Annotated in this window: 8 protein-coding genes and 1 riboswitch; of the genes, 5 read left to right on the top strand and 3 right to left on the bottom strand. The window is 58.8% G+C overall.

Going from position 1 to position 6,768, the window contains the following annotated elements; all coding sequences use genetic code 11:
• Nucleotides 1–45: 45 nt before the first annotated feature.
• On the top strand, nucleotides 46–666 hold the full coding sequence (locus AC6RA8_RS20025) for an inner membrane-spanning protein YciB (RefSeq protein WP_500355228.1): 621 nt from the start codon (nucleotides 46–48) through the stop codon (nucleotides 664–666).
• Here AC6RA8_RS20025 and AC6RA8_RS20020 read toward each other — a convergent pair.
• From AC6RA8_RS20020 to AC6RA8_RS20010, 3 genes are read right to left on the bottom strand one after another with little or no spacing between them, the layout of a single operon-like run.
• Nucleotides 663–1,379, bottom strand: coding sequence for a cyclic nucleotide-binding domain-containing protein (locus tag AC6RA8_RS20020; RefSeq protein WP_500355227.1), 717 nt, complete (start codon nucleotides 1,377–1,379; stop codon nucleotides 663–665). The two genes, AC6RA8_RS20025 and AC6RA8_RS20020, sit on opposite strands and share 4 nt — an antisense overlap.
• A gap of 27 nt (nucleotides 1,380–1,406) precedes the next feature.
• Nucleotides 1,407–2,093, bottom strand: a complete 687-nt coding sequence (locus AC6RA8_RS20015; RefSeq protein WP_500355226.1) for a glutathione S-transferase N-terminal domain-containing protein — start codon at nucleotides 2,091–2,093, stop codon at nucleotides 1,407–1,409.
• Nucleotides 2,094–2,117: 24 nt separating this feature from the next.
• Nucleotides 2,118–3,056 (bottom strand): alpha/beta hydrolase, encoded by a 939-nt coding sequence (locus tag AC6RA8_RS20010; RefSeq protein ID WP_500355224.1) that lies wholly within the window; start codon nucleotides 3,054–3,056, stop codon nucleotides 2,118–2,120.
• A gap of 113 nt (nucleotides 3,057–3,169) precedes the next feature.
• Nucleotides 3,170–3,247: riboswitch (SAM riboswitch) on the top strand.
• Nucleotides 3,248–3,318: 71 nt separating this feature from the next.
• Here AC6RA8_RS20010 and metZ point away from each other — a divergent pair.
• The 4 genes from metZ to AC6RA8_RS19990 all read left to right on the top strand — a co-directional run.
• Complete coding sequence (gene metZ / locus AC6RA8_RS20005) at nucleotides 3,319–4,506, top strand: O-succinylhomoserine sulfhydrylase (protein WP_500355222.1); 1,188 nt, start codon at nucleotides 3,319–3,321, stop codon at nucleotides 4,504–4,506.
• 152 nt (nucleotides 4,507–4,658) lie between these two features.
• A complete protein-coding gene (gene folE2 / locus AC6RA8_RS20000; protein WP_500355220.1) occupies nucleotides 4,659–5,762 on the top strand; it encodes a GTP cyclohydrolase FolE2 in 1,104 nt (367 codons plus the stop codon).
• Between the two features lie 216 nt (nucleotides 5,763–5,978).
• On the top strand, nucleotides 5,979–6,206 hold the full coding sequence (locus AC6RA8_RS19995; RefSeq protein ID WP_500355219.1) for a DUF1127 domain-containing protein: 228 nt from the start codon (nucleotides 5,979–5,981) through the stop codon (nucleotides 6,204–6,206).
• 104 nt (nucleotides 6,207–6,310) lie between these two features.
• On the top strand, nucleotides 6,311–6,768 hold a 458-nt coding region (locus tag AC6RA8_RS19990; protein ID WP_500355217.1), incomplete at its 3' end, for a potassium transporter TrkG.

Genomic DNA, 6,768 nt, shown 5'->3' with positions numbered 1-6,768 from the left:
CCGGGGCGGTCATCGTCGAGATGGGCGGATAACGTAAGGAAGAGCATGGCAGACGCGCGCGAGATCAATCCCCTGCTGAAACAGGTGCTGGAACTGGGACCACCGCTGGTCTTTTTCCTGATCTACCTGCGCATCCGCGACAACACCTACGAGATTGCGGGAACCGAGTATTCCGGCTTTATCGTCGCCACGCTGATCTTCGTGCCCATCATATTGATCGCTATGGCTGTGTTGTGGGCCCTGACTGGCAAGCTGAGCCGGATGCAGATTTTCACCGCGTTCATGGTCATCTTCTTTGGTGCGCTCACCGCGTGGTTCAATGACGAACGGTTCTTCAAGATGAAGACAAGCATTGTCTACGGTGTGTTCGCGCTGCTTCTGGGGATCGGCCTGCTGCGCGGGCAAAGCTGGCTGGCCTATGTGCTGAGTGATGCGGTGCCCATGCGGCACGAGGGGTGGATGATCCTGACCCGCAGGCTGTGTGCAATGTTTGCCACGTTGGCAGTAGCGAACGAAGTTATCTGGCGGACCATGTCCACGGATGCGTGGGTCAAGATTGAAACCTTCGGATTTCCGATTGCGATGATGGCATTCATCTTTCTGCAGTTCGCGGCGCTGCAGGATCACATGATCTCTGACGAAGACGAGGATGCAGAGGGCGCTTAGGCCCGCACGGGCCGTGCATTTGCCGCGTCTTCGTTCCAATCCCCGGAATGGGGTGCTACGGCAAATGCAACTTTGAGCGCCAAATCCTTGGTGATCATCGCCTCGATTGCCAGCGCAAAGCGCGAGTTTTTTTCGGCCCGTTTGCGCAGCTCGGCCACGTCCCATTCCAACACCTCGCTGCCTGCATCCAGACGGGTTGTGGCGGCGCTTGTTTGGTGGGTGGCATAGGCAACCTCGCCTACGAACAGGTTGGGTGGCATTGTGAACCGCTCCCCCCGTTTGGTGATATGGATGGGGCCGGAAATCACGTAGTACAGCTTATCCGGTTGGACCCCTTCGGTTGTCACCTGCGTCCGTTCATCCAGCACGTGCCGGCGTGCACGTTTGACAAGATCACGGAAGTCGCCGGGTGGCAGTCCTTCGAACAGGGGGTAGATGTCGCGATGTGCTGCAGGCACGGCCAGGCTTGAGCGATGCCAGAGCAAGCTGCCCAGACCGATCAGGTTCGCGGTGCCCATGACCATCGACGTATAAATCGCTTCCCACAACGGCGTGTCTGCGGCGGTGAAATAGTAATAGGTATAAAGGCAGGTCCCCAGCAGGATCATGAGGCGCAGAACGATCTGGTTTGTGATCAGATAGCCGATGGTAAAGACGGCACCGGCGGACAGTATCACTGCCTCCGGAGCCACGTAGTCGCTGACCATGAACATGTTTTGTCTCCCCCCAGAGCGTCTTGATCACTTCTTTTTGTTGAACAAAGTGTCTTGTGCCGACTTGCTTTGCTTGGTTGTGCGCAGGTCCAGATGCAGCGCATGTCCCCGCTGCACAGCCGGTCGGCTGCCAACCGTTTCCAACCAGCGCGCCAGGTTCGGCTTGTCGTCCAGGGTTTGCTCCTGACCTTCCCACAAAGACGCCCAGGGCCAGATCGCCATGTCAGCGATGGAATAGTCCCCGGCCACATATTCATTCTGTGCCAATTGCCGGTCCAGCACACCGTAGAGGCGTGCGGTTTCGTTCCGATACCGATCCTTGGCATAGGGAATATCGTGCCCCATCTGTGGCGCGTACTTTAGAAAGTGATGGGTTTGACCTGCCATCGGGCCAACGCCGCCCATCTGCCACATCAGCCATTGATCGACTGCAATTCGTTCCCGTTCGGACTTGCCCCCGAACCGACCAGTCTTGCGCGCCAGATATTGCAGGATCGCGCCGCTTTCAAAGACTGAGATCGGCGCACCGTCCGGCCCGTCAGGGTCGGTGATAGCGGGCATCCGATTGTTTGGGGCGATCTTTAGAAAATCGGGTTTGAACTGATCGCCTGCGCCGATGTTGATGAGGTGGACGTTGTAGGGAAGTCTGAATTCTTCCAACGCAATTGAGACCTTCCAGCCATTTGGAGTGGGCCAATAGTACAGGTCGATCATGCAGTCCTCCGGGCAGTCCGGCGGTCATGATGCGGTTTTCTGCCAACCAAGCAAGTGTGATGGACTGTCCGGCATCGCAAAAATGCGCGACCAGCGGGGGGCAGAGGCATCCGGGAGGGCGTCTTGCAGGGCCTGAAATTCCAGCTCTTCGGGGTAACGCAGAGCACGGGCATAGAACTGCAATGCGCCGGGCCGGGTATAGCCCGACCAGTGACAGACCCGGCGCTTGGGCATGTGGATGTGGCCCCCAAACCGGGTGAGCGCGGCCAATGTGCGTGGACAATCCAATTGCAGCGTAACCGCATTTGGCAGGTCAATGCCCGCCCCGATCGCGTGGTCCTGTGGCACATCCGCGGGGATCAGCTTTTCGAACATGGCATCGAACGCGTCGTTTTCACGGCTGGTCACATTCAGCAATTCAGCAGTCCGGCCTGCTGGCGTTTCCATCGCCGCTTGCGCGACGCTGGCATAGCTTGCGCCTGTGATTGTGATGATGCGCTGTACGGCTTGGTTAGGCAGATGATGCAGTGCTTCGAAGATCACCTCGGACCCCATGGAATGGGTGATGGCGTGGATCGGGCGGCAGGGCGCAACGGTGCGGATTGTATGGATCGCCTGCGCCAATGCGACACCTGCCGCCCACGCCGAGCGTTGTGCCCGCCACAGGTTGCCGCGGGCGCGCCAGCCAAAGGCGACTGCCAACCCTTCATCCGCATGACCGCAAGCAAATCCTAACGGACGTGGCCACTGTGTATGGTGCACGCTTTCAGGGTGGCGTGTGCGTCCGAAGATACGACCATGGGGGCAAAAGCGTGGTGTGTCAGGGTCGTATTTGAAGCCGTGGATTAGGATGATAATTGGGCCGCTGCCTCGTGCTGCGTTTCGCAGGGCGGGCAGGGCCGGGGCCGGAGAGCCATGCAGCACAAGCCCGTCCGGGCCTGCGTTCAGTCTCAGGATGGGCATGCTGCACCTCCTACCACATTTTGTGGGGCTCCTATGCTCTAGGCATATGACGCAGGCATGAAATTTAAGTTACAGCACCGTGACGGTGTTGACGCCCCCGGCGGGCAGGCGTAATCCACCGACGTGGCGATTTGTTACCGGATTGCGGGCCACGTTAAACATTTCCGCTAAAAGGTCAGGATGAAAGCCCCCCTTTCGCTTGACCCGCGTCTGGGGGTTTTTTGTGGCCTGACCCCTTTCAGGCCCGCGATGGAGTTTGAACATGTCCGACAAGTGGAATGCCCGCACCCGTGCCGTCCATGGCGGCGTCCGCCGCAGCCAATATGGCGAGGTGAGCGAAGCGATCTTTCTGACACAAGGCTTTGTCTATGACAGTCCCGAGCAGGCCGCACAGCGGTTCGAGGCAGCAGGCGAGGACGAGTTTATCTATGCCCGCTACGGCAACCCGACAGTGCGGATGTTCGAAGAGCGTATGGCGATGCTTGAAGGGGCCGAGGACGGTTTCGCCACCGCCTCCGGCATGGCGGCTGTGTCTGGCGCCTTGATTTCCATGCTGAAGGCCGGGGACAGGGTTGTGTCGGCGCGGGCACTGTTCGGGTCGTGCCTTTACGTGTTGGAAGAGGTGTTGACCCGCTACGGGGTCGAGGTCGAGTTTGTGGACGGCACCAATCTTGAGGCTTGGCGCGCAGCGATCACGCCGGGCACCACGGCCGTTTTCTTCGAATCCATCTCGAACCCGACCCTGGAAGTGGTCGACATCAAATCCGTATCGGAACTGGCCCATGCCGTGGGCGCGACGGTTCTGGTCGATAATGTCTTTGCCACGCCGGTCTTTTCCAACGCGATTGCCGAAGGCGCGGATGTTGTCATCTATTCCACAACGAAACACGTGGACGGGCAGGGGCGTGCCCTTGGTGGTGTGATCCTTGGGACCGAGGAGTTCATTCGCAAAACGGTTGAACCCTACATGAAGCACACCGGAGGATCGATGTCGCCGTTCACGGCTTGGGTGATGTTGAAGGGGCTTGAGACGCTGGAGTTGCGCGTGCGTGCGCAGGCCGCGTCTGCCTTGCAATTGGCCGAGGCGTTGCAAGGGCATGATGCACTGGAGCGCGTGATTTATCCGGGTCATTCCAGCCACGCACAGCATGATTTGGTCGCGCGCCAGATGGGCGGGGCCGGGGGGACGGTCCTGTCGCTCGATCTTGCCGGCGGGCAGGAGGCTGCGTTCCGTTTCCTCAACGCCCTGACGATCCCCGTGATCTCGAACAACCTCGGCGACGCCAAGTCGATTCTCACCCATCCGGCGACAACGACGCACCAGCGTTTGCCGCAGGATCAGAAGGACGCGCTGGGCATTACACCCGGTCTTGTGCGCATGTCCGTGGGGATCGAGCATGGTGATGATCTGGTTGCGGATATCCTACAAGCCTTGGAAAAGGCACAATAATGCACAAATGGGCGATGGTGCCAAAACCTGACATCGCCCCCTTTTAATTGTCATCCATGTTGCAGGTTCACACGTAACTGTTAGCAATATTGGAAATGTGCCAAAGGCGGCTTACCTACCTTTGGCACGCAGACAGAAAGGGGGGCTACTTTATGAACATTCATACGCCCGACATCACCGCAATACCCGAACGTGACGAGGCCGAAGCAGCACTGGATCTACTCCGCCGCTGGGCCAAGAACGCCACAACAACTGACATTATCGAACTCGACCCATCGGTCGCGCGGCTTGTGCCGGGCAGCGATGGAGTCGAGTACCCGGCCTTTTCCCGCGAATACCCCGACGGGTTCAACGTGGACGAAGGATACAAGGACACGTTGCCAGACCTGCAAAACGGGCCATCCAGCCTGATCCGGGGGGCAAAGACACGTATCCAGCATGTGGGCATCTCGAATTTCCGTCTGCCATTGCGCATTGAGAGTCGTGACGGCGCGCCCCTGACGTTGGAAACGTCCGTGACGGGCACGGTCAGCCTTGAGGCCGACAAGAAGGGCATCAACATGTCCCGCATCATGCGGTCCTTCTACAAACATGCCGAAGCGACGTTTTCCTTTGGGGTGATCGAGGCGGCTTTGGACGATTACAAGGCTGATCTCGATAGCTTTGACGCGCGTATTCAAATGCGGTTCAGCATGCCGGTGCAGGTTGAAAGCCTGCGGTCTGGCTTGTCTGGGTATCAATACTACGACATCGCGCTGGAATTGGTCGAGCAGGCGGGCGTGCGCAAGCGCATCGTGCATCTTGACTATGTCTATTCGTCGACTTGTCCATGTTCCTTGGAATTGAGTGAGCACGCTCGTGCGACCCGCGGGCAGTTGGCGACGCCCCATTCGCAACGGTCGGTTGCACGTATCTCTGTCGCCCTTGAGGATGATGCGGACACGCTGTGGTTCGAGGACCTGATCGATGCGTGCCGTCGTGCCGTTCCGACCGAGACGCAAGTGATGGTCAAGCGTGAAGATGAACAGGCCTTTGCCGAGTTGAACGCGGCCAACCCGATCTTTGTCGAGGATGCCGCCCGCCTGTTCAGTGAACAGCTTTTGGCCGATGTGCGCATCGGGGATTTCCGCGTGGTGGCCAGCCACCAGGAAAGCCTGCACAGCCATGACGCTGTATCGGTCCTGACCGAAGGGGATACGTTTGCGGGCGACAGTATCGACCCGCGTTTGTTCCAGACCCTTTTCCACGTCGGCTGACGGTCGGCTGGGCGGAGGACACCTCCGCCTTACGCTGCATAAAGGCGCGCTGTTTCAGGCGCGCCTTTTCCGTTTCGGCGGGGGACACCCCCGCCTTACAGCCTACAATTGCGCAAGGCGGCCATGCAGTATCGGCATTGGTGTTTTTGCGGTTGGGCGCCTATGTTCCAGTCAACGGGAGGACACAGTTTAACGCATGATATGCGAGGTATCCCAATGGCTTATGTCACCCACTCCAACACTTCTATTCTGAGCGCGATCGTCGACCGGATTACCGATTTCTTCGTTGCTCTGGGCCACTCCGCCGCCATGTCGGCCGCTGCGGAGAGCCGCTTTAAACGCATTGAAGCCCTGAATGCCAAAACGGACGAAGAGCTGGCCGCAATGAACCTGCGCCGCGACGATATCGCGGCCTATGTGTTCCGCGACATGATGCATCTGTAAACGTCAATCCGGCCCGGTACGGCCCCGGGTCGTTTACAGACTGACCCGACGGCGCGGTGTCACATGCTTGACACCGCCCGTGCGGCCCGCCAACGCTGAGCGCGATGATCGACGTGCGCCCTGTTGGATATGTGATTGGCCTGCTTGTGGCTGTGCTTGGGCTGGCCATGATCCTGCCCATGCTGGTCGATCTGGCCGAGGGGCGTGGGCATTGGCCGGTCTTTGCTGAATGTGCCCTGATCACCATCCTTGTTGGTGGCATGATCGCACTCAGTTGCCAGAATGGTCTTCGGCAGGGGCTGACCATTCAGCAAACCTTTCTTCTGACCACAGGTGTCTGGCTTGCGCTGCCCATTTTTGGCGCATTGCCCTTCTTTTTCGGCGCAACCGAAGCCCGCTTTGTAGATGCCTTCTTTGAGGCGATGTCTGGCCTGACCACAACCGGGTCGACCGTTTTGTCAGGGTTGGAAGAGCTGCCCAAGGGTTTGCTGCTGTGGCGCGGTATCCTGCAATGGCTGGGTGGCATCGGTATCATCGTTGTTGCGATGGTGTTTCTGCCCGA

The sequence above is a fragment of the Tateyamaria sp. genome (assembly GCF_059783535.1).
This window is presented reverse-complemented; position numbering and strand designations above follow the sequence as displayed.

What these genes read in the sequence shown, in the direction of transcription:
- AC6RA8_RS19995 (WP_500355219.1), top strand. Translation starts at nt 5,979, where the DNA reads ATGGCTTATGTCACCCACTCCAACACTTCTATTCTGAGCGCGATCGTC.
- AC6RA8_RS20025 (WP_500355228.1), top strand. Translation starts at nt 46, where the DNA reads ATGGCAGACGCGCGCGAGATCAATCCCCTGCTGAAACAGGTGCTGGAA.
- AC6RA8_RS20010 (WP_500355224.1), bottom strand. Translation starts at nt 3,056, where the DNA reads ATGCCCATCCTGAGACTGAACGCAGGCCCGGACGGGCTTGTGCTGCAT.
- AC6RA8_RS20020 (WP_500355227.1), bottom strand. Translation starts at nt 1,379, where the DNA reads ATGTTCATGGTCAGCGACTACGTGGCTCCGGAGGCAGTGATACTGTCC.
- folE2 (WP_500355220.1), top strand. Translation starts at nt 4,659, where the DNA reads ATGAACATTCATACGCCCGACATCACCGCAATACCCGAACGTGACGAG.
- AC6RA8_RS20015 (WP_500355226.1), bottom strand. Translation starts at nt 2,093, where the DNA reads ATGATCGACCTGTACTATTGGCCCACTCCAAATGGCTGGAAGGTCTCA.
- metZ (WP_500355222.1), top strand. Translation starts at nt 3,319, where the DNA reads ATGTCCGACAAGTGGAATGCCCGCACCCGTGCCGTCCATGGCGGCGTC.